Source organism: Thalassospira sp. MCCC 1A01428 (assembly GCF_002115825.1).
GTDB lineage: Bacteria > Pseudomonadota > Alphaproteobacteria > Rhodospirillales > Thalassospiraceae > Thalassospira.
Map to the genome: position 1 here is coordinate 1 of NZ_JFJZ01000025.1, position 25,324 is coordinate 25,324.

The 25,324-nt window shown below is 54.1% G+C and carries 26 protein-coding genes; 9 read left to right on the forward strand and 17 right to left on the reverse strand.

Annotation, left to right across the window (positions count from 1 at the left end):
- Positions 1-564, reverse strand: a 564-nt coding sequence (locus THS27_RS17080) for an MFS transporter (RefSeq protein WP_139835624.1), incomplete at its 3' end; no start/stop codon positions are given.
- Positions 565-714: 150 nt separating this feature from the next.
- Here THS27_RS17080 and THS27_RS27745 point away from each other — a divergent pair.
- The 3 genes from THS27_RS27745 (at position 715) to THS27_RS17090 (ending at position 2,069) form a co-directional block, all read left to right on the forward strand.
- The gene (locus THS27_RS27745) at positions 715-879 is read left to right on the forward strand and encodes a LysR family transcriptional regulator (RefSeq protein ID WP_210402933.1); all 165 of its coding nucleotides are present in this window, start codon (positions 715-717) and stop codon (positions 877-879) included.
- Between the two features lie 91 nt (positions 880-970).
- Positions 971-1,582, forward strand: coding sequence for a LysR substrate-binding domain-containing protein (locus THS27_RS17085; RefSeq protein ID WP_210402934.1), 612 nt, complete (start codon positions 971-973; stop codon positions 1,580-1,582).
- 28 nt (positions 1,583-1,610) lie between these two features.
- Complete coding sequence (locus tag THS27_RS17090) at positions 1,611-2,069, forward strand: NUDIX hydrolase (protein WP_085593037.1); 459 nt, start codon at positions 1,611-1,613, stop codon at positions 2,067-2,069.
- Between the two features lie 89 nt (positions 2,070-2,158).
- Here the strand turns inward: THS27_RS17090 and THS27_RS17095 are convergent, their stop codons facing one another.
- The 5 genes from THS27_RS17095 to THS27_RS17115 form a co-directional block, all read right to left on the reverse strand.
- Positions 2,159-2,920, reverse strand: coding sequence for a DeoR/GlpR family DNA-binding transcription regulator (locus THS27_RS17095; protein WP_085593039.1), 762 nt, complete (start codon positions 2,918-2,920; stop codon positions 2,159-2,161).
- Between the two features lie 29 nt (positions 2,921-2,949).
- Positions 2,950-3,885, reverse strand: coding sequence for a sugar-binding transcriptional regulator (locus THS27_RS17100; RefSeq protein ID WP_085593136.1), 936 nt, complete (start codon positions 3,883-3,885; stop codon positions 2,950-2,952).
- A 94-nt stretch (positions 3,886-3,979) separates the two neighbouring features.
- Positions 3,980-4,912 carry a TIM barrel protein gene (locus tag THS27_RS17105; protein WP_085593041.1) on the reverse strand — a complete coding sequence of 311 codons (933 nt, stop codon included), beginning with the start codon at positions 4,910-4,912 and terminating at the stop codon, positions 3,980-3,982.
- Positions 4,912-6,420 carry a glycerol-3-phosphate dehydrogenase gene (locus THS27_RS17110; RefSeq protein ID WP_085593043.1) on the reverse strand — a complete coding sequence of 503 codons (1,509 nt, stop codon included), beginning with the start codon at positions 6,418-6,420 and terminating at the stop codon, positions 4,912-4,914. Before THS27_RS17110 ends, THS27_RS17105 begins: the two co-directional genes overlap by 1 nt.
- Before the next feature lies 1 nt (position 6,421).
- Positions 6,422-8,023, reverse strand: coding sequence for an FGGY-family carbohydrate kinase (locus THS27_RS17115; RefSeq protein ID WP_085593045.1), 1,602 nt, complete (start codon positions 8,021-8,023; stop codon positions 6,422-6,424).
- Between the two features lie 523 nt (positions 8,024-8,546).
- On the opposite strand from THS27_RS17115, the gene THS27_RS17120 reads away from it, so the two are divergent.
- The 4 genes from THS27_RS17120 to THS27_RS17135 all read left to right on the forward strand — a co-directional run bounded on the left by THS27_RS17120 (position 8,547) and on the right by THS27_RS17135 (position 12,838).
- On the forward strand, positions 8,547-9,197 hold the full coding sequence (locus THS27_RS17120; protein ID WP_085593047.1) for a DUF2291 family protein: 651 nt from the start codon (positions 8,547-8,549) through the stop codon (positions 9,195-9,197).
- A complete protein-coding gene (locus tag THS27_RS17125; protein ID WP_085593049.1) occupies positions 9,194-10,741 on the forward strand; it encodes a sugar ABC transporter ATP-binding protein in 1,548 nt (515 codons plus the stop codon). The genes THS27_RS17120 and THS27_RS17125 overlap by 4 nt, the downstream gene beginning before the upstream one ends.
- Before the next feature lie 11 nt (positions 10,742-10,752).
- Positions 10,753-11,787, forward strand: coding sequence for an ABC transporter permease (locus tag THS27_RS17130; RefSeq protein ID WP_085593051.1), 1,035 nt, complete (start codon positions 10,753-10,755; stop codon positions 11,785-11,787).
- Positions 11,788-11,887: 100 nt separating this feature from the next.
- The gene (locus tag THS27_RS17135) at positions 11,888-12,838 is read left to right on the forward strand and encodes a D-ribose ABC transporter substrate-binding protein (protein WP_085593053.1); all 951 of its coding nucleotides are present in this window, start codon (positions 11,888-11,890) and stop codon (positions 12,836-12,838) included.
- 236 nt (positions 12,839-13,074) lie between these two features.
- On the opposite strand, the gene fba is transcribed toward THS27_RS17135, so the two are convergent.
- From fba to THS27_RS17155, 4 genes are all read right to left on the reverse strand, one after another.
- The gene (gene fba / locus THS27_RS17140; protein ID WP_085593055.1) at positions 13,075-14,118 is read right to left on the reverse strand and encodes a class II fructose-bisphosphate aldolase; all 1,044 of its coding nucleotides are present in this window, start codon (positions 14,116-14,118) and stop codon (positions 13,075-13,077) included.
- Between the two features lie 3 nt (positions 14,119-14,121).
- Positions 14,122-15,090 carry a class 1 fructose-1,6-bisphosphatase gene (locus tag THS27_RS17145; RefSeq protein ID WP_085593057.1) on the reverse strand — a complete coding sequence of 323 codons (969 nt, stop codon included), beginning with the start codon at positions 15,088-15,090 and terminating at the stop codon, positions 14,122-14,124.
- Positions 15,091-15,183: 93 nt separating this feature from the next.
- Positions 15,184-15,645 (reverse strand): RpiB/LacA/LacB family sugar-phosphate isomerase, encoded by a 462-nt coding sequence (locus THS27_RS17150; RefSeq protein ID WP_085593059.1) that lies wholly within the window; start codon positions 15,643-15,645, stop codon positions 15,184-15,186.
- Complete coding sequence (locus tag THS27_RS17155) at positions 15,642-16,427, reverse strand: triose-phosphate isomerase (RefSeq protein ID WP_085593060.1); 786 nt, start codon at positions 16,425-16,427, stop codon at positions 15,642-15,644. Before THS27_RS17155 ends, THS27_RS17150 begins: the two co-directional genes overlap by 4 nt.
- Before the next feature lie 134 nt (positions 16,428-16,561).
- On the opposite strand from THS27_RS17155, the gene tkt reads away from it, so the two are divergent.
- Entirely contained in the window at positions 16,562-18,568 is a 2,007-nt protein-coding gene (gene tkt, locus THS27_RS17160) for a transketolase (protein WP_085593062.1), read from the forward strand.
- Positions 18,569-18,741: 173 nt separating this feature from the next.
- Here tkt and THS27_RS17165 read toward each other — a convergent pair whose 3' ends face one another.
- Positions 18,742-18,969 carry a CBS domain-containing protein gene (locus THS27_RS17165; protein WP_085593064.1) on the reverse strand — a complete coding sequence of 76 codons (228 nt, stop codon included), beginning with the start codon at positions 18,967-18,969 and terminating at the stop codon, positions 18,742-18,744.
- Between the two features lie 365 nt (positions 18,970-19,334).
- Here THS27_RS17165 and THS27_RS27195 point away from each other — a divergent pair, with 365 nt between their 5' ends.
- Positions 19,335-19,601, forward strand: coding sequence for a MarR family winged helix-turn-helix transcriptional regulator (locus tag THS27_RS27195; protein WP_210402935.1), 267 nt, complete (start codon positions 19,335-19,337; stop codon positions 19,599-19,601).
- A 305-nt stretch (positions 19,602-19,906) separates the two neighbouring features.
- Here the strand turns inward: THS27_RS27195 and ric are convergent, their stop codons facing one another.
- From ric to THS27_RS17200, 6 genes are all read right to left on the reverse strand, one after another.
- The gene (gene ric / locus THS27_RS17175) at positions 19,907-20,590 is read right to left on the reverse strand and encodes an iron-sulfur cluster repair di-iron protein (RefSeq protein ID WP_085593065.1); all 684 of its coding nucleotides are present in this window, start codon (positions 20,588-20,590) and stop codon (positions 19,907-19,909) included.
- A gap of 167 nt (positions 20,591-20,757) precedes the next feature.
- Complete coding sequence (locus tag THS27_RS17180; protein WP_085593067.1) at positions 20,758-21,765, reverse strand: FAD:protein FMN transferase; 1,008 nt, start codon at positions 21,763-21,765, stop codon at positions 20,758-20,760.
- Positions 21,762-22,277, reverse strand: coding sequence for a nitrous oxide reductase accessory protein NosL (locus tag THS27_RS17185; protein ID WP_085593069.1), 516 nt, complete (start codon positions 22,275-22,277; stop codon positions 21,762-21,764). Before THS27_RS17185 ends, THS27_RS17180 begins: the two co-directional genes overlap by 4 nt.
- Positions 22,274-23,098: an ABC transporter permease subunit gene (locus THS27_RS17190; RefSeq protein ID WP_085593071.1), complete on the reverse strand. Its 825-nt coding sequence runs from the start codon at positions 23,096-23,098 to the stop codon at positions 22,274-22,276. The genes THS27_RS17185 and THS27_RS17190 overlap by 4 nt, the downstream gene beginning before the upstream one ends.
- Complete coding sequence (locus THS27_RS17195) at positions 23,095-24,024, reverse strand: ABC transporter ATP-binding protein (RefSeq protein WP_085593073.1); 930 nt, start codon at positions 24,022-24,024, stop codon at positions 23,095-23,097. Before THS27_RS17195 ends, THS27_RS17190 begins: the two co-directional genes overlap by 4 nt.
- Complete coding sequence (locus THS27_RS17200) at positions 24,014-25,312, reverse strand: nitrous oxide reductase family maturation protein NosD (protein WP_085593075.1); 1,299 nt, start codon at positions 25,310-25,312, stop codon at positions 24,014-24,016. The genes THS27_RS17195 and THS27_RS17200 overlap by 11 nt, the downstream gene beginning before the upstream one ends.
- Positions 25,313-25,324 lie beyond the last annotated feature (12 nt).

Genomic DNA, 25,324 nt, shown 5'->3' on the forward strand with positions numbered 1-25,324 from the left:
ATTAATGAGTCCTGAGCCTAACATGGACGTCACAATCAGCAACGTTATCCGCCAATCAAAAGATGCGATCAGCCACGATACGATCAAAGGCAACAATGCCTGCCCGACAGACCCCATCGCCGAGGTGACACCAAGGTAAAAACCGCGTTTTTCCAGCGGTGCGGCCCGACCAACCACCGCAAGAACCGTTCCAAATGCGGTACCGGAAATACCCATACCCACCAAAACACCCGCCCCCAAATGCTGAGCCAACGGCGACGTTCCAGTCACACAAACGACCATTCCCAAAACATACAAAAAGAAGCCCAGCCAAATCGCGCGCCGGTCGCCAAATTTGTCAGCAATGATGCCAAAACCGGGCTGTGCAAGCCCCCAAACAAGGTTTTGAATGGCAATCGACAGGGAGAAAAACTCTATCCGGCCACCAAAAAGATCGTCTGACAACGGTTGGATAACCCCGCCAAAAACGGCACGGACACCAAATGCCAACGCCAGCACAACACTGCCTGCGGTTACAATTATCACTGTATCATTCCGTTGCTTGCTCGAAATCGTCGAAATCATTTGCCGTCCCTCATCCCTGTATCCCTGACAACCCAAGCCCGTGAATCACCAAAAGACGATAATTCACCCCTGAGCTTGATCAGAAGGGTAACAAGGACTAAAACTTAAAAATAACGAATATATCTGAACTCTTACTTTCGAAATTTTGAAATGAATCCTGCTTTCGACATAGATGCGCTACGCGCAATTGTAACGGGAAACGATCTTGGCAGTTTTGCGCAGGCCGCAATTCATTTGGGCCGGTCGCAATCGGCAATCAGCATGCAGTTAAAAAAAACTCGAACATCAAACCGGTCAGCAACTTTTCATTCGTAAAGGGCGTGGACTGGTCGCAACCGAGGCTGGCGAAACCTTTGTCGCTTATGCGCGACGAATTTTGGTGTTAAATGACGAAGCAGCATTTGCGATGGGTGCAGCAACAACCACCGCGTCGGTACGGCTTGGTCTGCCGCAGGATTTTTTTGACGACGTCATGCCTGCGACGCTAACGTCATTCGCGCAGGCACACGACAATGTTCATATCGACGTGCGCGCGGGCGAAAACCACAGCATTGCAGAAGAAGTCCGTGCGGGCCGCCTTGATGTCGCCATTGCGTTTTTCAGGTGTGGAAGCCCGGAAACAGGCGATGTTTTATGCAAATTGCCCATGCACTGGCTGGCACATGCCGAAACAGCAAACCAATTAGAGCAAGATCCGTTGCCACTGATACTGTTTAACCATCCCTGCCTGTTTCGCCAGGCCGCCCTTGCCGTGCTTGAACAAAAACGGCAACGCTGGCGCGCCGCGTTAACGACACCCAGTTTACCAGGTATATGGGCTGCATTGCGATGCGGTCTTGGTATTGCTGTGCGCACGGAACATGGTAAACCACAGGACATTACCTGCGTTGACAAGGCGTTAAATCTTCCCCCATTGCCTGACATTGAGGTGCGGTTACTATGTGCGCCAAATATTTCATCCATCGCCAAAGACGTGGCCGACACCCTTCGTCAGGAAACACAGGCAAGGGTCTGGTAGTTTTCCGACACCGACACACGGAACTGCAATGATTAACCAGCCGCAATCCCCCGCGCTCTCTCGCCCGATCGCAGCAACAATTGCCGTGGTCATCCGAAATGACCAGGTTTTACTGGTCCGCCGGGCAAATCCGCCTGATGCAGGCAAATGGGGGTTCCCCGGGGGAAAAATAGAACAGGGCGAAAAACTGGCAGACGCCGCCCTTCGCGAACTTAAGGAAGAAACCGGTATCTCGGCCGATATACTGCGTGTTTTTACCGCAACAGATGCCTTTGAACAGGATGAGCACGGGCATATACAGCGCCATTTCATTTTGATTGCCGTGTTATGTCGCTGGAACCATGGCGAACCGATGGCGGGTGATGATGCACTGGAAGCCCGCTGGTTTCCAATCAGCAACCTTGCAACGTCCGGTCTGGAACTCAGCCTTGATGTCACCGAAGTCGCGCAGCAAGCGGCACAGGTCATGTCAGAATGTTATCAGTAACCCGCCGATAAACACACGTGCCCAAAACTCTGCCAAACCTTCTGCCAAATGGATACGACATCCGGTGACAACGCTCATATAAATATGGCTCAGCCTGCTATCACAAGTTCGGTTCCCGCGGCATCGATCTGGCTGCACGCGGCATCAGAAGGGGTGGCATCGGTAATCACTGCGGAAAATGCCGAAAATGGCGCCAGAACATGTAAAGCCGTATGGTCGAACCGCAAATGATTTATCAACAATATTGATTGCGTTGCGGCATCCATCATCCGGCGTTTTGCCCGTGTGATGTCATCATCCATATGATAAACGCGCCCTTCACCCGCTGCAGGCGTCGATATAAATGCAAGATCGGCACGTAAAGCATCAAGGGCGTCCTCTGTTACCCGCCCAACCCAGGCATTGTATTTCGCTGAATAACGCCCCCCAAGCGCAATTACCGTAATCCCGGCTTCGGACTTCAATGTCTCCATCACGGCATCATTATTGGTAATAACCGTAAGCGGCCGTTTTTCTGGCAAAAGACTGCCCAGAACCGTGGCTGTGGAACCGTCATTGACCATCACGGTCATGCCCGGTTCAATCCGTTCAAGGGCGGCGCGTGCCATACGTTCCTTAAGGTCATGCCCCTGAAGATGACGAAACCGAAAATCGCTTTCAAATTGCGAACCCGGCTCAATCGTGGCCCCACCCCTTATCCGGCGCAGCAAACCTTCACCTTCCAGATCATCAAGATCACGGTGAATGGTCATCTTCGATACGCCGAAGGTTTCTGCCAGTTCATCCAGCTGCACTTCGCCATTGCGGACCAGTGCATCCAGAATCTGCTGCCTGCGGTCGTCTCGTTTCATGGGGTGTCCTTTTATGCGTCTTTATATGGTCAATCGAGAAGGGCGCGTGCCGTTCTTTCGTCGGTGATCAGCCCGGCCACCCGGCCCGACCGCAACACCGCCCGGATCGCATTGATCTTGTCCGGCCCACCCGCAACCGCAACAATATCCTCTTTGCGCTCAGGATCATAGCCCACCGCAAGCGTTCGGGCCGAAAGCGTGGTTTCAACAACATCCCCCGCCGCATTAAAGAAATCACCCAGCATTTCGCCCTGCGCCCCGGCTGCGGCAATTTCCTCGATTTCGGAAGGTTCAATCATACCGGATGAAACAAGCTGCGCTTCTGCCGTTGCCGTACCAATCCCGACAATTTTAAGCGTCGCTGCCTGTGCCATATGGAAAACTTCGTCTACGCCGCGCTGCGATAGCAACACTTCGCGATCTTCCACTGTATTGGCAAAAAACGGAACCGGCATAACATAGGCCCGCGCCCCGGTTTTTTCGGCCAGACGGTGCATCACATCATGCGGATTTGCTGAAAAATTCCGGGTCAGCCCGCCAAGAAGAGAAACAAAGTGAAGCCCCCTTGCATCAATCCGGGGTAATTGCCGGGTAATTTCGGCCAGGGTCCGTCCATGACCCAGCCCGATGATCGAATGCTCGCCCGCCTCGAACTGACGTTTCAGGTAAGCCGCCCCTGCCAACGCCAACGCCCGCACAGGCAGGCCTTCCTCGCCAATATCGGGGGCCACTTCGCAAAGTTTAAGATTATATGCCTCAAATAACCGCGTTTCGAGCTGAACACATTCAACAATATCGCCTTCAATCGTGACTTTGACACGCCCGTCAGCCACCGCCTTGGCGATAAGCCGGTGCGCCTTGACCGATGGCAGGCCAAGCCTTTTGGCGACCTTTGCCTGTGTAAGGCCACCGACGTAATGCATCCAGGCCGCCCGAATGGCGAGCGCTTCGTCCGTATCGTTCATAATGTCCTTCAGCCGGCCGGGCACCAACCAGCATGTTATTTTTTGATAAAGGCCCGGGCGCAGCCAGGGAAAAACATGCCCAAACAGCACGTTATCAGAGTTTGAGGGCCGATGCACCCGTATCAATATAAGGGGCCCAAAAGGCGATGCTTTCCGCGATTTGCGGGATCACTTCCCGATCATTGGGCTCACGCTCTTTAAAGGAAAGTTCCAGACAGATTTCATTATTCCGGGCGCCCCCTTCGGCAAAAGCCGCCAGCAATGGTTGGGGCTGAATACGCCCACGCGCATTAAATTCCGCCGTAAAAGGGCGATGCCCGCCCTTGTCCATCAGGCTTTGCTTGATATGAATAATCGGCGAAACACGCGGAACGGCACGCGCCCAGGCATAGGGGTCAAAATCATCCGGGTTGTCGGATGTGACATCGCCGTGGTCAATATCGGCCATCATCCACATGGGAATGGCCATATCAGCCGCCGTCAGCCGGTTCTGTAATGCCATACATTCCCCAATCGTTTCGCCAAATTCGCGTGCAATGCTCATAGGTTCCCAAAACACATAATCCAGGCCCGCAGCCTTGCCATGTTCGGCTACTTCGGCCCAACAATCCATTGCGGTGCGGATCATGTTTTCGCGTTTTACCGGATCATCCTGTTCACGATACGTCAGAATGGCAAATTGTGTCCCAACCGATTTCCCGCCCAGATCGGCGGTTATATCAGCAAAGGTTTTAAACCAGTCGACATAATAGCGTCGCACATCCCGATCGGGATGACCAAAATGGTTCAACCGGCCATAAGGGCCGGTCATGCCCGATGTTACACATACGCCAGTCCGCGCCAGTGCCGCCGCCATCTGGCGTGTCAAACGACGGATCACCGCAGCAGGCCAGGACGGATTAAGAAATTCATGGGTCAACTGCAAATCGCGGATCCGCAGGTCACGCGCTACGCAATTAATCAGGTCATCCGGGTCGGCAAAGCGATTGACCAGCGGATTGGTATTTAACGAAAGGGTCAGTGCCATCAGCTTGCCTCCGCCCGGGTTGCTTCAAACCAGTCGCCAAAGGCGGCGATTTCGTCCGGGGTCATATCCAACCGATGTTTGGTGCGCCGCCAGATAATATCTTCCGCGGTTAACGCCCATTCATTTTCGACCAGCCAGTGCACTTCTGCCTCGTAAAGATGCGCGCCAAAATACCGGCCCAGTCCATTCAGGCTGGTTGCCGAACCGACAATATTGCGAGTCAGCGTGCCATATCGACGCCCGTAATATTCACGCAACGCACGGGTCATCCACGGATATTCAGCTTTCAGGATTTCGCGAAAGGCCGAATAGTCGGCATTGGGCATATCCCCACCGGGCAGCGGAGCCGTTTCGGTCCAATCCTTGCCCATATCGGGGAAAATATGTCGAATTTCATGCATCCCGCGTTCGGCCAGTTCGCGGAAAGTGGTAATTTTACCGCCAAAAATATTCAAAAGCGGCGCGCCGGCCGTCTCATCAAGATCAAACACATAATCGCGCGTCACCGCCGAGGGATTACCATTGCCATCATCAAACAACGGTCGCACCCCGGAAAACGTTTCGAGAATATCCTCGCGACGAAGCTTTTCCTTAAAATAGCGGTTTACACATTCAAGAAGATAATTGATTTCATTATCGTCAATCGCAACGTCTTCGGCCCGCCCGTCATAGGCGATATCTGTCGTGCCGATCAGGGCTTTGTCCCCTTCATAGGCGTTGATGAAGATGACACGCTTGTCATCGTTCTGCACAAGATAACTGTGCGGGCCGTCCCAAAATTTGGGAACAATAATATGACTACCTTTCACCAGCCGGACATTGCGGGTAGAATTGGCCCCGGCAACCCTTGTCAGCACATCGGTCACCCAGGGGCCAGCGGCATTGACCAGGCATTTGGCAACAAATTCGCGTGTTTCGCCGGTCAACCGGTTTTGCATGGTGACGTGCCATTTGCCATTTTCGCGACGCGCGCTGATGGCGGGGGAGCGCGTCATAACAATCGCGCCACGCCGGGCGGCATCAAGGGCATTTAACGTTACCAGGCGGGCATCATCCACCCAGCAATCGGAATATTCAAAACCACGGGTATATTTATCAAGCAACGGCGCCCCCTCGGGATCGCGCAGCAAATCCAGCGTGCGGGTACCTGGCAGTTTTTTGCGCCCCCCCAAATGGTCGTAAAGAAATAAGCCAAGTCGTACCAGCCATGCCGGGCGGTCCTGCGGGGAATGGGGCAGCACAAAACGCAAAGGCCAAATGATATGCGGTGCGGCATTCATCAGAACCTCGCGCTCAATCAGGGCCTCGCGCACCAGCCGGAATTCATAATATTCCAGATAGCGCAATCCGCCATGCACCAGCTTGCCCGACCGTGACGATGTGCCTTCGGCCAGATCATCCTTTTCACAAAGGGCAACCTTCAGGCCACGCCCGGCTGCATCGCGGGCAAAGCCTGCCCCGTTAATGCCACCGCCGATCACAAACAGATCCAGTTCCTGCGTCCTCATGTCACGATCCTCCTTGCGTCACATGCGACGCATCAATGTCCGGGGCTGTATTACGCGCACGATGACTGGCCAACTGGTCCCAAACGGGTTCCAGTGCCTCGCGCGCGGCAGCATAAGCGGGGTAAAGGGCGGCATAGGTTGCCTGAAGGCCGGGATCAGGGGCTTCCGCATCGCCCAATAAGGGCGAAACCCATTCGGCAATACAGCTTTCCATATCCGAATAGGCACCAATCGCCACGGCCGCCATCATGGCACACCCCGCCGCTCCGGCTTCTTCACGCGACGATACCCTTACCGGCGCACCGACAGCGGCAGCCAAAATACCGCGCAATGCCTGCGAACGGGCAGCACCGCCCGTCAAACGCAATTCCTGTGGCAAGCTATCCATTGCGCCATAACAGTCACGTGCCGCCAGGCCCAGACTTTCCACCACCGCCCGGATCATGTCGGGGAACCTGTGGCCCGCCGACAAGCCAATAAAACCGGCCCGTGCATTGGCATTCACCATCGGCCCGCGTTCCCCCGCCTCGGAAACATAGGGATGATAGAGCATGGCACCGGGTTCGGACCGCGCCAACCAGCCATCAATGCGCGCAACCAGATCGGCGTAGTCGTGGGGATGGCCGGTTTCGCCCATCAAATCGGCGGCAACGCGCAACGCCCAGTCAATATTTAGCGTGGCGGCCATGTTGGTTTGAACCTGCGTCACCATACGGTTTGCGGGCAGGCAAATCACATATCCCGATTTGCCATTCAAACGAACCGCATCATCACGCACGGCACGCATATGCACCCCCGTTGAGCCAATGGTGGAACAGGCCGCGCCTGTCGTGCCGGTATAGACACCCGCGCCCAGGGCGGTCATCACCATATCCACATAACCAAGGGTTACGGGCGTTCCTGCATGCAGGCCGGTTTGTGTGGCGGCAGATTCAGTCAGGGGATGTGTTATCTGGCTGCCATCGATAATCTCGGGCAACAAATGGCGACGCGCGCCCAGTTCAAGCGCATCAATCACAAGATCGGAATATTGACGGGTACGAAAATCGCCAAAGGTAAAACTTGCTTCCGACGGGTCCGTGGCACGAATACCGGTCAGGTTAAGATACAGCCAGTCCTTGCAATGCAGGGCCACTTCGGCCTGATCAAGCAATTCCGGGCAATGGCGCTGCATATGTACCATTTGCGCGCCTTGCTGGCAGGTATTAAGTGCAGTACCGGTTGCGTTAAAGCGTGCTGCATCCGCCGGGTTTTGGGCCAGTCTTCGGGTGGTTTCTGCCGCCCGGGCATCAAGCCATAACCAGGCATCCCCTACCGGCCGATTTCCCTCTCCGACCAACCACGTACCGTCGCCCTGTGCTGTCACGGCAACGGCGGCTGTGCGGTCGGCAAGGCCGTCAATCCGTTTGCCAAGGTCGCGCAACGCGCTGGCACAATCGGCCCATGTCCGATCCATGTTCTGGGTGGCAGCACCATTTGGGCCACTGTCATACTGATTGGCAATGGCGGCGGCACCAAGCTGTCGCCCCGTCAGGCTGAACGCCACCGCCTTGATGACGGATGTGCCCGCGTCGATACCAATGATGATGTCACGCTCAGCCATGCCGCACCTTTTCGCCGTGCGAATGGTCAATCATGCAAAACGCATGCGCCATGTGACCTCCTCCCTATGTTTTTGCCCCACAGCCTGGCTGGCCGATGCGGTTCTTGCCGGGCCATTGCGCCCAGGTTGATTTCAGCATAGCCACACAAAGTCACATGTCGAGTGTAATTTTTTTCTTTAACAGAAATTTTTTTCAGTTATGGTGATGAACACGGACCGGATACACCGCCTGCCAGATGGTTCAAAAAGCTGGCGCAAAATAACGGGGGTTTCGGGGCGTGACAGGCGAAACGGGCGCAAGCACGTCTCGCATTGTGAAACGGGAGGATTATGGCCTGCACCAAGACAGGCCGGGCTGGTTCTCGTCCGCGACGCGCATTTTATTTGCACCCTTCAGGTGACACCAAAGTTGCGCATAAACCGGAACAGGAATCAGACAAAGCCGTACCCAGCGGCTTTGCACCAGCATCTCCCGCAAGGAAACAACAGGCCCCGTCGGGGTCGACGGGAGGAGCAAGAGGCCATGAGTGCCAACGATATATCCATTACCCCGATGAAACCGCGCCTTGGCAGGCGGGGCATAATCATCGGAGCAGCAGCATTTTGCGTTGTCGCTGCAATCGCCCTTGATACCACTGTCGTAACCATCGGGTCCGAACAGGACACCCGTGTGGCTGGCTTTTCGCCTGATGCCTATGGTGCCAAGGAATTCCCCCGAATTCGCAAGGATATTGAAGCCCGCGCCGTCGATGCGCCAACCCTTGCCACCGCGCTGACCACGGATAAAAAAGCCGCAGCAAAAAAATACGGCACCGGTGGCGCAATGCCGGTACTACCCGTCAAGCTGACCGGAACGGTTGGCGAAGGCAAAAGCGGCATTTACGACGTGACCGTAAAGGACGTTGAAAATGTGCGTATCCGGGTACAAACCGGCCCCGCCATTAACGGCACCGACCTGCGCGACGCGCCTGGCGACATCGCCTTTGGTGAATTTAAAAACCAGATCGAATATCAGGATGCGGGTGCCGGCATTAACCGGGCCATGAAAGCCGAAATTCTTGAAGGGTTTGATAATTCAGACCTGACCGGCAAAACAATTTCCGTCACTGGTGTTTTCAAACTGATCAACCCGAAGATGTGGCTGATCACACCGGTTGAGGTGCAGGTCCAATGACCGTGCAACAAAGCATACCCGACGAAAAAAAGACGGGTGAAGAAGTCGTTATGTCCGCCCGGCATGTTGCCAAGCATTACGGGCCGATCAAGGCCCTTAAAGGGGTGAATTTTGACATTCATCGCGGTCAGGTTACGACCCTTTTTGGCGAAAATGGTGCTGGTAAATCCACATTAATGAAAGTCCTGTCGGGTATTATTGCCCCGACATCGGGTCAGATTCTTCTGGACGGCAAACCTGTCAATTTTCATGGCGCAAATGATGCTCTGGCACATGGCATTTCAATTATTCACCAGGAACTGGCCCTCGCCCCGAACCTCAATGTCCGCGACAATATTTTCATGGGTCGCGAAATTCGAGCCGCCAGCGGCGTCAATTTCGCCGAGGAAGAACGCATTACCCGTGCGCTGATGAAGGAACTTGAAGAAGACCTTGATCCCCTGACCCCGGTTGAAGAGCTGCGCCTGGGCCAACAGCAGATTGTCGAAATCGCCCGCGCCCTTCAGGCCAAAAGCCGCATCCTGATCATGGATGAACCGACATCGGCCCTTTCTGCATCTGAAGTCGACGTGCTGTTCAAGGTAATTAACGATCTGACGGCCAAAGGTGTCAGCATCGTTTATATCTCGCATCATCTTGAAGAAGCCCTTGAAATAACTGACCACGCCGTTGTTTTGCGCGATGGCACAATGACAGCCTGGGCGCCACGCGCAGAGATTGATCTGGAATGGATCGTTCGCAACATGGTTGGCGAAAACTTTGATCTTGGCAGCCCGCCAAACAGCAAAATGGGCGATGCGGCCCTGACCATTGAAAATCTGTGCGTGCCCGATGCCTCGGGTCATGGGCTGGTCGTTGATCATTTAAACCTGAATGTCCGGTCGGGCGAAATTGTTTGTATTTACGGATTGATGGGCGCCGGGCGCACCGAAATGATGGAATGTGCGGCTGGCAGGCTTTCGGCGCAAAGCGGTACCATCAAATTGCAGGGCCGGGAAATTTCGCCTCTGTCTATCGCCCAACGTATTGATGCCGGGCTGGTTCTGGTCCCGGAAGACCGGCAACGTGATGGTCTTGTTCCCACAATGACAGTGGGACAAAACCTGTCGCTGGCCTCAATCGCGGCCTTTACCCGCGGGCTGTTTACCAGCCGAAAGGACGAGCGCGAGGTGATTGAGAATTCCATTCGCGAGGTGACCGTCAAAACCGATGGCGGCGGGGCCATGATCGGCTCGCTTTCGGGCGGCAACCAGCAAAAGGTTGTGATCGGCAAAATGCTTGCCACCCGACCCGAGGTCATTCTGCTCGACGAACCATCGCGCGGCATTGATATCGGCGCCAAGGCCGAGGTTTTCAAATTACTGGCAAAAACGGCCGAAACACGCGGGTTGGCGGTGGTTTACACAACCTCCGAAGTCAGCGAATGCCTCAGCATTGCGCATCGCATCATCGTTATGAACAAGGGCCGCATCGCGGCCGAGTTCGACCATACCGTAACCAAAGAACAGATCATGGCCGCCTCTGGCGAAGCCGTACATCATTAAGAGAGGCCAAGATGGCGGACATTACCAATTCCAAGCCCGCAACAGGTGGCATGAACTTCAACTTAGGTAAAATTCTTCTTGAAGGGCGCGCGTTTTTTGCCCTTGTCGTAATCATTGTCGCATTCTCATTCCTGTCGCCTGTTTACTTCAGCGCGAACAATTTCCTTATCATGTCATCACATGTCGCGATCTTTGGCCTTCTTGCGATCGGCATGCTGCTTGTCATTCTTAACGGCGGCATTGACCTTTCGGTTGGCTCAACCCTGGGTCTTTCGGGTGTGGTTGCAGGCTTTTTAATGCAGGGCGTCGAACTGCCATCTGCCGGTGTCATCCTGTATCCGCCGGTTTGGGCTGTTGTGGTGCTGACGGTTTTACTCGGCGCGTTTGTCGGCGCAATTAACGGTGTGCTGATCGCATTCTTTCGGGTGCCGGCCTTTGTCGCAACACTGGGTATGCTTTATGTCGCACGCGGTGTTGCCCTGCTAATGACCAACGGCCTGACCTATAACAACCTTGGCGGTGCCGAAGCATTAGGCAATACCGGTTTTGACTGGCTGGGCTTTAACCGCATCGCCGGTATACCGATTGGCGTTATCGTCCTTGCCCTGGTTGCGCTCGCCGTTGGCCTTGTTCTGATACGCACGGCCTTTGGCCGCTGGCTTTACGCGTCGGGCGGCAACGAACGTGCCGCCGAATTATCCGGCGTCCCAACACGCGGTGTTAAAATCTCGGTTTATGTGCTGTCAGGTGTTTGTGCCGCCATTGCCGGGCTGGTTCTTTCTTCGCAATTGACATCGGCGGGCCCGACAGCCGGGACCACTTATGAACTTACAGCCATTGCTGCCGTTGTTATTGGCGGTGCCGCCCTTACAGGCGGTCGCGGCAACGTGCGCGGCACTATGCTGGGCGCTTTTGTCATCGGGTTTCTTAGCGACGGCCTCGTCATCATCGGCGTATCCGCCTATTGGCAAACGGTTTTTACCGGTGCGGTGATCGTCCTTGCCGTGCTGCTTAACAGCCTGCAATACGGCCGCGCCGGCCGATAAAACACATCGAAATTCGCGGTCGCGGGACAGGGTGGTCCCGCGCCCGAATAACCGCCGGTCTTAACCGGCAAATATCAAAACCCACGGGAGGACACCCAAAATGAATCTTTTTAAACGCACAATCCTTGCATCCGTTTTAGCCTTGCCATTCATGGCACAGGCCGCAATGGCCGATGGCCTGATTTCGATCATCGTCAATGATCCGTCCAACCCCTATTGGCTGGCAGAAGGCAATGTTGCCAAGGCCACTGCCGAAAAACTGGGCTATAGCGCAAATGTTGGCGCACACAAGGGCGACACCAACACCGAAAGTAACCTTGTCGATACCGCAATTACCAATCAGGCAAAAGCCATCATCCTGGACCCGGCCAATGCCGATGGTTCCGTTGGTGCGGTGAAAAAGGCTGTGGAAGCCGGTATTCCGGTTTTCATCATCAATGCCGAAATCAACCAGACCGGCCTTGCCAAGGCGCAACTTGTTTCCAACAACGCCCAGGGTGCTGCCCTTGGCGCCATGGCGTGGGTTGATGCCATGGGCGACAAGGGTTCCTATGTCGAACTGTTTGGCGCACCGTCTGACAATAATGCCCAGACCCGTTCCAACGGTTTTGAAACAGTGTTAAGCCAGTATCCCGACCTTGAGAAAAAAGCACAGGAAGTTGCCAACTGGGACCGGACGCAGGGCTATAACAAAATGCAATCCATGTTGCAGGCTAACCCGGACATTAACGGTGTCATTTCCGGTAATGACGAAATGGCCCTGGGCGCTATCGCCGCCCTGAAAGAAGCAGGCAAACTTGAGGGTAAAGTCATTGGCGGCTTTGACGGCTCGCCCGATGCCGTCGCGGCAGTAAAGGCCGGTGAACTTACCTACACCGTGCTTCAGCCCGTCGCGATTTTTGCCAAAGACGCGGTAGAGCAGGCCGATTACTTTATCAAAAATGATAAGCTGAAAGTATCCGAAGAAAAGCAGCTCTTCGATTGCATTCTGATCGATTCCAGCATCCTCGACGTTTATTCCTTTGCTGGCCCGTTTCAACTCGACCGGTAATCAACCTTGCCGATCCGCTCCTGTCTGAACGACAAACCCCGGTCCAATTCAAATTGGCCGGGGTTTTGTTCTCTCAAAAGCATGAGGATAACGCAGGTATTGGCACCTTATCAGCACTGGAAAGATCTGCACGCACCAACAAAATCATTCTTCACGCCAGGCGCAGGGAATGATTTTGTTAACAGAATACAGAACACGATGAAGGCCTACATCACCTGGTTTCGACAATATCAAAATCAAGCACTGATCACGCCAGATGCCATCGCTTCTAGCGGTAATGGCTTAATACGATCCGCTTGCCCCGCCGTCCCAAATGCCTCAAACCGGGCCTGACACAGTTCCATCATCAGGGCCGTTCCTTCTTTTAAATATTTGCGCGGATCAAATTCAGCCGGATCATTGGCCAGAACACGACGGACACCCGCCGTCATCGCCATACGATTATCTGTATCAATATTCACTTTCCGCACACCGGAACGAATGCCACGTTGAATTTCCGCAACCGGCACCCCCCACGTTGGGCGCATGTCACCCCCAAAATTGTTAATCATCTGGCGCAAATCATCGGGGACAGAAGATGAGCCGTGCATCACCAAATGCGTATTGGGCAAGCGACGATTAATTTCTTCGATAACCGACATGGCAAGAATGTCGCCATCCGGCTGGCGCGTGAATTTATATGCCCCGTGACTGGTCCCCATCGCCACCGCCAGGGCATCAACCCCGGTCTCGCGCACAAACTGTTCAGCTTCTTCCGGGTCGGTTAAAAGCTGGTCCTCGGACAGTTTCCCGGTTGCGCCATGACCATCTTCCTGGTCGCCCATACCAGTTTCAAGCGACCCCAAAACGCCCAATTCGCCCTCAACCGAAACACCACAAGCATGGGCCATTTCAACCACACGCGCGGTAATATCGCGATTATAATCATAATCCGCCGGGGTTTTGCCATCCGCCAGCAGCGAGCCATCCATCATCACGGATGTAAAACCATGCTGGATTGCCGTTGCACAGGTTGCAAGGTTATTGCCATGATCAAGATGCATACAAACCGGGATTTCGGGAAAAGTTTCTACCAACCCGTCAATCAGTCGCGCCAGCAACCGATCTCCGGCATAGGCCCGCGCCCCGCGTGACGCGGCAAGGATCACCGGCGCATTGGCCTTGCGCGCCGCATTCATAATCGCAAGACCCATTTCCATGTTCGATATGTTAAAAGCCGGCACGGCATAGCCATGTTCGGCAGCATGATCAAGCAATTGGCGAAGCGTGATACGAGCCATTAATCAGGTCTCCCCGGATATGTATTTTGCGATAATGTCGACTTCATCAGAGGCACCAAACACAAGCGGCACATTCTGATGCGGTGTTTCGGGCACAAGGTCGAGAATACGATGCGTGCCATTGGTGGCCCGGCCCCTGGCCGCTTCGATCAGGCAGGCAATGGGCACGGCCTCATAGGCCAGGCGCAAGCGACCTTCACGATAGTTTTCCCGCTGGTCCGCCGGGTATAAAAACGCGCCGCCCTGCAATAAAATGCGGTGCAATTCGCCAACGGCGGCCGCCAGCCAGCGCATATTAAAATCACGGCCACGCGGGCCATCCGCCCCGGCACGCAAATCAACGGCCCATTGCTTCAAACCCGGGCACCAATGGCGTTCATTAGAGGCATTATAGGCAATTGTCGATGCCGCCGGTTTGACACGCACATCGCGTGCCGCCATTCGAAAATCCTGCCCGTCGTAGGTGGCGATATGCACACCCTGCCCGGTGGTAAAGCCAAAATCCAGCGAATGTCCAAAGGATGCATAGCCCGCGGCAACCGCTTCGCTGCCTTTACGGCAAAAATCGCCCGAACCGGCAGGGTAAATCACAAAAAGCATCCCCAGCGGCGCGCCAATACCAATCGATCCCGAACCATCAATTGGATCGATGGCAATATCGTAAACCCCCTCGGGATCAAGCAGTTCAACAGCTTCGGCTTCTTCTGAAAGCATATGGCGCACACCGCGGCCCTGAAGCACCGCTACCATGTGATTATGCGCGCCGACATCAAGCGCCTTTTGCGCATCGCCGCTTTCATTCTTGCCACACAGCGCGGCTGGATCACCGGGCAATTTCCCGGCCGCCAGCCGTGCTGCAATTGCGGGCAATGCACCGGCGATGGCATCAATAACGCCACCCAGTTTCCCGGCAGGCAGGCAGCTGTGCAGGATCGCCGCCTCCAGGGCACGATCATTTGGCAATGTCAGCATGTCGGGATATCCGTTACGTAAAGCATGTTAAAGGAAACATGCTTTCGTCAAAATGGCCAGGTTGTTTAAAGCCCCGGCGCGTAAACCTGCAATTCAGGCAGAGTGGTATTTTGCATCAACAGCGTCGATAGCATTAACGTTGCTGGCCGATTTGCCCTGCGGATCAAAAACAGCGGACAAAAACGCATCGGCAATATCCTTGGCAAGTTCTGTTCCCACAACGCGGGCACCCATCGTGATGATATGCGCGTTGTTAGATGTTGCCGCCTTCCCGGCCGAGTAGGTATCGTGCGTTTGTGCCGCACGGATGCCAGGTACCTTGTTGGCCGCAAGGCACACACCAATGCCGGTGCCGCAGCACAAAATTCCCCGGTCATAGGTACCCGCCTTGATTTCCGATGCCACCCGGTCCGACAGATTGGCATAAAAATCATCGGGGCCACTTTCGGTCCGCGACGCCTCTGTTACCTCATAAGCAGGGTTTTGGCTTAAATATTCTGCCAGAACCTTTGCCAGGCCTTCACCGGCACTGTCACCGGCCACTACGATTTTCATGTTGTTTCCTCCATTTTGGCTTGCGCATCCAGCGCTGCATCGCAGCGCCTTAAAATGTCGAGATAGCCCGCGACGTCCCAGGCTGACCGGCCGATAAACAGCCCGTCGATATGTGGGCAAGTCACCAGATCGGCGCAGTTTTCCGGGTTGACTGACCCGCCATACAGACAGGGAACCCGCCGCCCCAAAACATCCTCGGCCACGGCAATAATTTCGGCCTGGCGCGCATCGGCATAATCCGACGTTGCCGGTATGCCGTTTTCACCAATGGCCCAGACCGGCTCATAGGCCAGCCAGATTTGCGCCTGCTTTTGCATGTCGCTTAGTTTGGCAAGAGCACCGCGCACCTGGCGCGCCAAAACCTCGGCCGCCCGGCCCTGCTCACGATCCTGCAATGTTTCGCCAATGCAAATCAGCGGGATCAAACCGTGCCGCACAGCAGATTCGGCTTTCAAACCAACGGTTTCATCGGTTTCGCCAAAATGTTCCCGGCGCTCGGAATGACCCAACTCGACAATATCAAGCCCGCAATCCACCAGCATCGGGGCGGAAATTTCGCCGGTCCAGGCACCCTGATCGGCCCAGTGCATATTTTGCGCACCGACAAGAACAGGCACCTCGGCAAGGGCTGCCTTAACGTCCCGCATGACCGTAAAGGGCGGAATGACAAAACTTTGAATGCGCGACGACAGATCTGCCTTCGCGATCCCCTCAGCCCAGACAAGGGCTTCGGACAATGTCTTGTTCATTTTCCAACTGGTGCCGATCCAAACTTCGGGCATGACAAAAGCTCCTCTGTCTTCATTTCAAGAAATAACATCAAAAATGTAAAATTCAACATTAATTTTGTTATTTTGTTATTTTTAATTGTTAGATCACAACCTCACTGTTAGCTTATACGCCACAGGAGGAACTCATGAACGCTCAATCCCAAATCGCGGCCAAAACCGCCATCGACCCCGAAAACTTCGCCCTGGCAAACTGCTTGCGCGCCCTTGCCATTGATGCCGTTAACGCGGCGAATTCCGGCCATCCCGGTGCCCCGATGGGCATGGCCGATGCCGCAACGGTTTTGTTTCGCAAACATCTGAAATTCGATGCCTCGGCACCGGACTGGGCAGATCGTGACCGTTTTGTCCTGTCAAACGGCCACGCATCCATGCTGCTTTATGGCTTGCTGCATCTGACCGGCTATGAAGACATGACGATTGATCAGATCCGCAATTTCCGTCAATGGGGTTCGATCACGGCGGGCCACCCGGAATGGGGACATGCCAAAGGTATTGAAACCACCACCGGCCCGCTGGGGCAGGGTTTGGCAACCGCTGTTGGCATGGCCCTGGCCGAACGGGCACTGGCTGGCGAATTCCCCGGCCTTGTTGATCATCGTACATGGGTCATGCTAGGTGATGGCTGCCTGCAAGAAGGCATAGGGCAGGAAGCAATCTCGCTTGCCGGGCATCTTGGCCTGGGCAAACTTAATCTGCTTTATGATGACAACGACATCACCATTGATGGCCCAACCGCCATTTCCTTTTCCGAAGATGTCCCTGCCCGCTTTCGGGCGTGTGGCTGGCACGTCATCAGTTGTGACGGCCATGACGCAAATGCCCTTGATGCCGCAATGAGTGCGGCAAAAGCCGAAACCACCCGGCCGACACTGATTGCCATGAAAACCATCATCGGTTTTGGCTCCCCGAACCGCGCAGGAACAGCTAAGGCACATGGTGCCCCGCTGGGCGAGGAAGAAGGCGCGCTGGCAAAGGCCGCACTGGGCTGGAATGCCGCCCCCTTTGAAATACCGGCCGACCTTGCCGCATCCTGGAAAGAAATTGGCACACGCGGTACCGCGGAACGCAAAGCATGGGAAGCCAAACTTGCGGCCTCCAACCATGCCAATGCCTTTCGCGACCGCATTGCCGGTAAACTGCCCGACAATTATGAAAATAATGTCAGCAAGGCCCGAAACGCTCTGTTTGAAATGCCGCAAAAAGTTGCCACGCGCAAAGCATCGCAAATTGCGCTGGAACATCTTACCAGCGTCGTTCCGGCCATGATTGGCGGCAGTGCCGATCTTACCGGCTCCAACCTCACACGGGTCTCCGCTGTCGACAGCCAGTTCACCGCCGAAATGCCGGGCCGTTATATTGGTTATGGTGTTCGCGAATTTGGCATGGCGGCAGCAATGAACGGATTGGCATTGCATGGGGGCTTCAAACCCTATGGCGGCACTTTTCTGGTCTTCTCGGATTATGCCCGCAATGCCATCCGTCTTTCGGCCCTTATGGGGCTGGGTGTTACCTATGTTATGACCCACGATTCAATCGGCCTTGGCGAGGATGGGCCAACACATCAACCCGTCGAACATCTGGCATCCTTGCGGGCAATCCCCAATCTTAACGTTTTTCGCCCCGCCGATGCGGTGGAAACGTTCGAAGCATGGGATATCGCGTTAACGTCATCCACCACGCCGTCGCTCATGGCCCTGTCCCGGCAAGAAGTGCCGCAATTGCGCGACGCCGGAGACGAAAACTTAACCCGGCGCGGTGCCTATATCATCCGGCAATTTGGCAACGCGCGTGACATAACGCTTCTCGCCACCGGCACCGAGGTTTCACTGGCAATTGATGCAGCACACCTGTTGCACGACGAAGGATACTCGGTCGCCGTCGTATCAATGCCGTGCTGGGAATTGTTCGACGCGCAGGACGATGCCTATCGTGACGCGACACTGGGCGACGCTCCGCGCATTGCAATAGAGGCCGCCGCTGCATTTGGCTGGACACGCTATGTTGACCGCGAGGCTGATGTCATCGGCATGCCCGGCTTTGGCGCATCCGCCCCGGCCGAACGCCTGTATGAGGAATTTGGCATCACCACCAAGGCAATTGTCGCCTTGGCAAAAATGCGGATTGGCCGATAGAATGCACGGACCCGGAACTTAAAATCCGGGTCCGTCTCATCCGCATCTTTCGCACCAAACAGCCGAAAGGCGCGCCGCTTCCCGCAAAAAGTTAATCAGACAACATAGCCACAATACCGAAGATCATTGCATGTAACGGAAAATATCTGGCGCAATAATCTTGGATAGTGTTTTCAACACTTGGCAGACACTGTGACACTGTCCGTTGAATTTTGGCGAATTGCCGGTGGTTCCAGACCGATAAAATGGGAAATCGTCGCCAGCAAATCTGTCTGCGAAACAAGACCAACAATTTTTCCATTCTTTTCCGTAATGACAACCCCGTGCGTTGTACCACCGGCAAAGCGTGGGACAATATCAAACGCAGGACTATCGGGTGCGGCGACAACGGCTGGCACCATATGATCCTCGACCGGACCGACAGCAGTAACGATCTTGCTGTTTCACACGACATGCGTTGACCAACCGATATTACATCACGTGACATAATATCCTGACATTGCGGGTCACCACCATTTCGCGCCAACGCCTGAAGAACGACATCACCAATCAACCCTTCAAGGTCATCGGGGCATCATCTCGCGGCGTCGCCACCACACAGGATGCACTCTAAAAATAACATCGAAAAAAAACCTGAAGATATAACCTTGGCCGATTATCAGACATTGGCGGAATTTCGCTATGTCTTGATGTCTTGCGCTGCTCTCTGGACTTCAGCCAGAAGGCTGCCAAAAACATCGGTCTTACGCCGCGCCAGCATCAAGCTTTGCTGGCAATAAAAGGATTTCCAGAGGACCGCAAGGTCACAATCGGTGACCTTGCCAAACGTTTGCTGATCCGCCATCACAGTGCGGTTGAACTGGTCAACCGGCTTGTCGAGGCCGGACTGGTGCAACGCGAACCCAGCCCCGATGACAACCGGCAGGTAATCCTTGAACTTACCGAGCTTGCAAATCAGGACCTGGCAGAGCTCTCGGCTGCCCACCTTGAAGAACTTACGCGCATTCGCCCCTTGTTAGGAGATTTTCTGTAATAAAACGGAAATGACCACACGGCTTTTTGCGATCAGGTGTTCATGAAATTATGCTTATACCAGTTTTCTATCCGTGAAACTCATTGAGAACTTGTTAGGCGCGACGCCGCCGCGCGGCCTAAGAGCGATTGGCAAGGGCTTCAGAGAATCCCGCCCGCCGATTGAGGGTTGCACTGATCAATTTCGATCAGTGCAGATTGGTATTTGGCCCTGTCGGACAAAACACATCGCTGTCCCGCCACCTCGGCCAATGCTCCGGGGCCCAACGCAGGACCACCGGAACAGACTTTAAATATCAACTGGCATCAGCGTTCAAAACGCGGGAACAAAACCCTGTTTTCAATATAGATATGCGCAACCAGATCCTCGATCAGCTTTGCAACACCATCATAAAGAGCGCGCCAGGAATTACACGCACCACCTGGAAGCGAAAGATGCGACGTTACGGCCTCAAGCCTATGAATATATTCGCCATGATTTTCGTGCTCGAACCGCATCTGGGCAATTGGCCCCATCACCATTGCATCCGCGTTTAGCATGACCGGAAACAAAACCGTTTCTTCCTTGATCATGTGATCGTTCAAGTCGATCAACAATTCTTCAAGAATGGCAGAAAGGCCTATCGGACAGTTTTCGTCATTGGCATGTACACGCTCAACTTTGCGTGCCAGCAAAACCAGTTCTTGCAACTCGGCACGATGGGTATCGTGGTAGCGGTTCAAAATAAACGTAATCAATGTTGGTGTATCCGCAGCAACAGGCAACGCATCATCAACATTTTCAAGCGCGACAAGCTCGTCAACGATCACTTGTGCATCCAGCCCGCGCTTTTCGATGGCCTGGATCAGTTCCCGTTCTCCGGCACAGCAAAAATTAATCCTGTGCCGACGAAATACGCGCGTAGCACCAGGGATAGATGCTGCCAGTTCACCGACACGTCGGTTTAAAAAATCTGAAGCTACAGGTACAGTTTGAGCATCGGCGCACATTGCGGATCTCCATCGGGAAAAGGGTATATCTGGCCAAGTCCGCCTGCGGTCTTTAGTCGAGGAAAATGGCTCTCGATCCGAATAACAAGCGGATGCTTCTTACCAAAAAAGCCAGCGGATTTTATCCTCGTAACGGAACCTGCATCTTGACTATCGTCAAAAGTTAATCATCCGGCCTGTAACATCTTAACCGGTTTTTCATTCGCCACAGGCAAGCCAAGCACCAAAGAAACCCGGGTTAAAGGCAGCACGGTTGCAATTTCAGCCGGTGCCATTACAGAAAATGCAGTTGATAAGGCATCTGCTTCGGTTGCACTGGCTGCCCTTACCGACAGACTATCCCATATTACCGGTGAAGCCCCGGTTCGGGGATCCAGCAAATGGGATCTTTTGCCTGGCAAGTCAAAACGAAACCCGTATCCGCCCGATGTCGCCAGAGCGTCGGCAAATAAACTGATCGCTTCACGCCCGGGCAAGCCTGTAACAGGCGATTTTATCCGCACATTCCACGGATCACCGCTGATACGCGGCCCGGTGGCGCGGTGTTCACCCAAATCCACCAACACATTGCAAAAACCATTTTCAGACAACATGTTGGCAATGCGATCGGTCATATAGCCTTGGGCAATACCATTTAATGTCGCTTGCATACCCGGTCGATTGAACGATACACGCCCCTCGGAAACAATCAGGTTTTTATATCCAACATCGTCCAATGCGCGCAAAACCGTTCGGTCAATCAGGGCCTCGTCACGCACTTTGTTAACCGACAAATCGGCAAGCGCTTGCCATAACGGTTGCACAGTGGGATCAAAAGCCCCACCAGTTATTTCTGCAAAATGCTGCGCCAATGCCAGCAGTTCAGTGAATTCCTGCTCGGGGCCGATAACAACGCCCTTTGCATTAAGACGCGACAAGGTTGATTCCGGTCTATACAGGCTAAAAATACCTTCGAGACGGTCAATCTCCTGCGTGATCTGGCCGATCAGGCGATCTGCTGTCTTTTCGTCCACCCCTTCGAAAAAAATGGTCGCCTCGGCCCCCATCGCGGTGCCGCGCCAACGACGAGGATGATCATCGCGCACCGCGCCCGCACGGACCAAACGTGGCAGACAGCTTCCCGCCAGCACACTGGCGAATACAGTCAGGCTGCGCCTTTTTGCCAGATCGGTCATGACTTTACCTCCGGGTTATCACCACCGCCAAGCACATAGCTTTGCGGAATTTCCTGAAAGGAAACGACCTGACCGTGATGCACCCCAACATAATCGTTTGCCGCCTTGCGGGTAGAAAACGGAACCGTTTCCCCCACCCCCATGCCGCTGGTCTGGTCGTTATCAATTACGAAAAAGGCGTCTTTAGCTAAAATCCAGTGTTGGGGCGGGTTTTTCCAGTCGCGGTAACCGGTCATATCCGTTACATAAATTGCGACAATATCAATGGCTTCGCCGGGCATCATGGTATAGGCGATGGCATCGCGAACAGACGGAAACCACAACGGGCTTTCACCCGTCTGCTTATGTATTTGCGCCTTCGGGCCGGGATGGTCAAAAACGATCATTCCGCAAAAATATCCCGATACATCACGTGTCAATGCCACCGGATCGGGCATTGTCGCCGGGCTTTCAGGCTTGCATGCGGCAAGTGCGGCCAGCGACAGAAAAATAACTGAAAAAAGTTTGTTCATATCTGTTTCCTGCGGAAAACCATAACCGATAGCAGCAACGGCACAACCATCCACAATACCATTGAAATCAATGGCGTAATGCCCGCAACAGGCCCTGTCATTTCGGTACCGAGTAACCCGGCGGCGGCGCGAACATCTTCAATGCCTGCCAGGTTCGTCATACGAAAGGCATCCGCCGGATTAAGAACCAAAAGGAAATTAAACAACCACGCCCCGATGGATTGCCCGCCATCAGCAACCAGCCATCCCAATAACGCCATGTCGTACATCACCACCAGCAGCAACCAGACAATAAAGGCAAAAGCCGCTGCTGCCGCCCGCTGACGGGGGAAAGCACTGATCAGTAACCCAATGGCAACAAAAATGCCGCCCAGCATAATCGATGTTCCCACCAGCACCAGGTAGCCAAACCAGTTGGTACTTTGCGGTGCCAGCCAGACAAGACACCCCGCCGCCACCCCGAAACTGATCGCCGTTGCACAACCAAGACCGACAGTTTGCCCCAGAAACTTGCCAATCACCACCTGCCACCGCGCAACAGGATACGTCAGCAGCAATGCCATCGTGCCACGTTCAACCTCGCCCACAAGGGCATCATAGGACAATAGCAAAGCCATCAGCGGCAACAAAAACACCGACAGGCTGGCCTGACTAACAATTGTTACGGCCAACCGGTCCACGCCCACCGACCCGGAAGGCGCGCTGCCCAGAAATGTTAACCCAAGTGCAAATACTGTGAGGGCACCCGCCGCGCCAAGAAACCAGCGATTACGTATACCGTCACGAAATTCCTTGATTGCGATGATCAAAATCGATCTCATGACGGGACACTCTGGTTTTGAAAATACAAATACAAATCCCCCAGAGACGGCAAGCAAACCTCGAGATCGGCGATACCGTCTGAGGTGCTGGTAAGATGACGAAGAATTTCCATTTTGCGTATCGCGGGTAAGGCAAGCTCAATCGCGTGGCCGTTAAAACGCTTTGGGGTTATGCCATTGGGTAATTGCGACATAATGTTATCGCTGGCACCGGTGTCTTCCGTCCGAAGCCTGACATGGATTGGCAGATTGGCGCGCTCTCTCAGTTCGGGCAGGGTTCCTGCCGCGATCAATACACCATTGCGTAAAATCGCAATTTTACGGGTATGCGCTTCCAGTTCGGTCAAGGCATGAGACGATAGAATAACGCTCACCCCTTCTTCTTCGAGATGACGCACGATTTCGTAAAATCCGTTGCGCAATTCCGGGTCAAGGCCGGTTGTCGGTTCATCAAGCAGCATGACTTTGGGGCTACCGATCAGGGTTTGCGCCAAACCAAGACGCTGTCGCATGCCTTTGGAATAAGCCCCAACCCGTTTGCCCGCCGCCCCGGCCAGGCCAACACGGTCAAGTATGCGCGCGCAATCGCTGACCGGGTGATGTTTAAGACGTGCATAAAAAGCCAGCGTTTCCGCCCCGGTTAAAGACGGATAAAAAGCGATATTTTCGGGCAAATATCCGAGAAAACGGCGGGCCGTATCGGCCCCTTTTCCAACCGGATCAACCCCAAGGATACGAACCTGGCCAGCATCGGGCCGCAACAGACCAAGTATCAGTTTCATCAACGTCGTTTTGCCCGCACCATTATGGCCAAGCAATGCCAGGCTTTCACCCGCACCAACCGACAAAGTAAGGTTCTGAAGGGCGTACTGGGTGGCAAAAATTTTGGTGACACCCTGTATTTCAACGGCATTTTCAACCGGCATGGCGGGTCTCTTTTCGGGTTATGTTCACGGCTGGCGGTGCCATTAAAGGTGCGCTGTCTACTACGCCGCCGGGATGCAAGGCAGGAAACCGCGATTGCGCCCATTTAAGAATTTGAAGGGCTGGCGAATTAATAAGAAGCTTGGCCGCCGGATATGCCCAGATCACCTGGTCAATAACATCATTGGGCCGATAAGGCTGGTCGGCAATGCCATCACCATTAAGGTCAAAGGCAACATTGTCGCTCCAGTAATTGCCACGGCCATTTTCCGACCATTCCAGCCATCGCGTCCCGACATATTTGACCTGGGTACGGTTGCCGACAAACGCATTGCCAACAATTGCGTTCCGTTCAGACCCGGCCGTAAAATGAATACCGATCTGGCAATTGCGAAACAGGTTATCTTCGAACCTGTTTTTATTGGAGTTGTAGATAAAAACGCATTTGGTGCCGCCATCTTCAACGGCATTTCCCTTAAAGACCGAGGAATTGGCGTAATTCATCATAATGCCGTGGTCGCGATCTCCGCGGGAAAGATTGTCAAACACCCGCAAATGATCGGAATACATCAACGCATATCCAACGGTGTTACCATAAGAACGGTTACCGCGAATTTCACTATCGTTGGTGTACATGTAATGCACCGCAAAACGAACGTCGCGAAAGACGTTATCGGCAAACAGATTTCTTTTACTGGTCGTGACAAAGATGCCATCGCGCCCTTGCGAGACACGATTGCCAACGATCTTTGAACCCGGCGTATTCCATAACTGCACGCCATTGCCCCGTTCGTTGACACGCAAATCACGGCGGCCAACAATATCGTTATTCATGACCACCGCATTTTCCGGCCCCGACAAATAAACACCAATCAGGTTATCAAGGATCCGGTTATCCTCAATCCGGGCGCGATCCCCGTTTTCAGTTACAAAAATGCCGGAATCCTGCGTCGATAACGTCAAACCGGAACCCGTAACCGTAAGTCCGTGTATCCGCACATCCGGTGCATCAACTGTAATTGCGTTTCCTGTGCCGGCCCCCTCTATCACCGCGCCGGCAAAGCCTGTCAGGTCAATAGAACGCGAAATGATCACTGGCCCGCGATGAACCCCTGGCGCAAGTATCAAGTGATCGCCATCTTTTGCATCCATCAATGCCTTTTCAAGCGTCCCGGGCGCAGCCGGGACGGTGATTTCCACCGCCCGCCCCGAAACAGGAACCTGAAAAAGCAGGACGCTCGCAAGACAGACCACCTTCACCCAAAAAGTCCATCGCGAAACCAGTAACATCAGTTTCCCCTG